Origin of the sequence: Nostoc flagelliforme FACHB-838 (assembly GCF_014698065.1) — a bacterium.
In the GTDB taxonomy this organism is placed as follows: domain Bacteria; phylum Cyanobacteriota; class Cyanobacteriia; order Cyanobacteriales; family Nostocaceae; genus Nostoc; species Nostoc flagelliforme_B.
The window spans coordinates 1-1860 of record NZ_JACJSI010000685.1 but is presented as its reverse complement, the minus strand read 5'-3'; the positions used below and the strand labels follow the sequence as shown (position 1 = coordinate 1860).

General features: G+C 43.9%; 3 protein-coding genes. All 3 read right to left on the bottom strand.

Features of this window, described 5'->3' with window-relative positions:
- Nucleotides 1-51: 51 nt before the first annotated feature.
- Genes H6G97_RS50685 through H6G97_RS50675 form a run of 3 tightly spaced genes read right to left on the bottom strand, consistent with a single transcriptional unit; the run spans nt 52 to nt 1845 of the window.
- Nucleotides 52-948 carry a hypothetical protein gene (locus tag H6G97_RS50685; RefSeq protein ID WP_190947731.1) on the bottom strand — a complete coding sequence of 299 codons (897 nt, stop codon included), beginning with the start codon at nt 946-948 and terminating at the stop codon, nt 52-54.
- Between the two features lie 43 nt (nt 949-991).
- Entirely contained in the window at nt 992-1450 is a 459-nt protein-coding gene (locus tag H6G97_RS50680; RefSeq protein WP_190947730.1) for a DUF1392 domain-containing protein, read from the bottom strand.
- Complete coding sequence (locus H6G97_RS50675) at nt 1447-1845, bottom strand: MerR family transcriptional regulator (protein ID WP_109012896.1); 399 nt, start codon at nt 1843-1845, stop codon at nt 1447-1449. Before H6G97_RS50675 ends, H6G97_RS50680 begins: the two co-directional genes overlap by 4 nt.
- Between the last annotated feature and the right edge of the window lie 15 nt (nt 1846-1860).

The following is a 1860-nucleotide window of genomic DNA, read 5'->3' as shown; positions in this document are numbered from 1 at the left end:
CGTAGCCAGTAGTAAGAAAGATGCAGGCAACTGAAGACTGAAGACTGATGGCTACGTAACCATTACCTGTTCTTTCTTATTAGCGAAAGCCCCCGCCTGCCTTAGCGCTGTACCAGGACTGGGATGAGCGAAAAATTCTTCTACAGCTTTGGTCAACCCAGCTGCAACAGCCGGTTCGTGACAAGCGTAAACATAGATGGGCTGTTGGACACCGTTAACCAATCGCGTTTCTTGGCGATCGCCTAAGTGTGGGTAAAATGTTCTCACCCATGTCCCAAGATGTCCCCGGTAGTGAGGGCCACTGATAGGGACTTTCTTTCCAAGTTCGCTCTCTGCAAAGTTGACCACGCCGAGCCAGCGTTCTTCCGAAGGGGTTAACAATTTTCTGTTGTGTTCTGCCAGAAGATTCCCGGCATAGTCTTTAAATTGCTGTTCCATGTACGGGTTAAGTCTGCCACCAGTTAACTCAGATAAAGTTTTCATGGCCAGGACAAGAGTATGCAATCGTTGTTCAACTGGGGGGAGGGCTGGTGTGGAGGGTTGTTCTTGTGGTTGAGTAGCAGGTTTTGTCCAACCCATAATGTCTTGCATCCAAGCGCGAACACCGATACTTTCAAATGCTTCACAGGCTAAGGAAGCTTGTTCGTTACATCTTCTACCTGCTTCATAACCGTAATAATGAAGTATTGCGGCAACAGCTACGTCAGGGATACCAGACTGCGACCATCCTAAAATCTCTACGGCTTCAAACCCTTTACGGATAAGCTTTTCAGCCAGTTTAGACCGAGAATTGTCTACAGCAGTTTTGAGACTTCTGACTAATCCAGTAGCATCGATATTGGCAAGTCTTGCTGTAGCTCGAATACTAGCTTTACCGTGTCCCGAAGCATCAACAGTGATTTCTTGCTTTATCTGGTCGATAATTTGAGCTACTTCGATTTGTGGCATAACTTTGGTTGGGTGATAATTTTTCGTTGTTGATTAGAGAGAATTAAACATTTACTCGCACCAAACTTTTTTCACCAATCAGCGAAAAACGATTGTATATAGTTCGTGATTGAGTTAAGGTTGGCGACATCAATTCAACAACGTAAAACCAAGAATCATTCACCAGCCCAATCCCCAGAATCAGCCGTTGTTTTGTTCCCTTGTCGTGAGAACAGAGCATCACTCTTTCGCCCAGAACGAAAGCAGGTTTTTGCACCTTGATGGCTTCTAATTCTCCAATACCGATGATTTGGTTTTGTGTAGCGTGGAGTATTTCATTACGGCAGTCAATTGAATAAATCCAGCACTCATGCTTCCATTGCATACCGCAGCAGTAACCGAATGTTCTCGTGGTTCTGAGGTATACTCTTTCCAGTAAATTCACTTCAACAGGTGGAATTGTTCCACGCCAAGGTGGAGAAAGATACCAACTTGTTTTTAGTGCGTTAATATTGTCAATCATGCTTTTCTTCCTAATAAGTAATTAATGGCTTCGGAGTCAATAGAGGCAATACGCTTTTTTAGATGTTGTGGGGGATTCTCAAAAAAGCTTTTGAGATGCCATCTCCGAACTTGATAACGCTTAGAAGAACGGCGACTAGTTTTCAACCAACCACGTCTCACCCAACCAGAAACGGTGGTGGAATGCACACATAGAACACGGGCGATTTCAGCACTACTATAGTTATCGAGAAAGGGGCTTGTAGAATAACCTAAAGCCCAAAGCTTAGTAGCGATAGCAATTGGAGTACGGAAATAGCCATGTCTTTTTAAGATTGAGGCTATTTGCTTAGGGGTATAAAGTTCAGCTTTAGCTTCAATGATTCCGAGTTCTTCATCAGTCCATTTGGGATTCATTTATTACCTCCAATG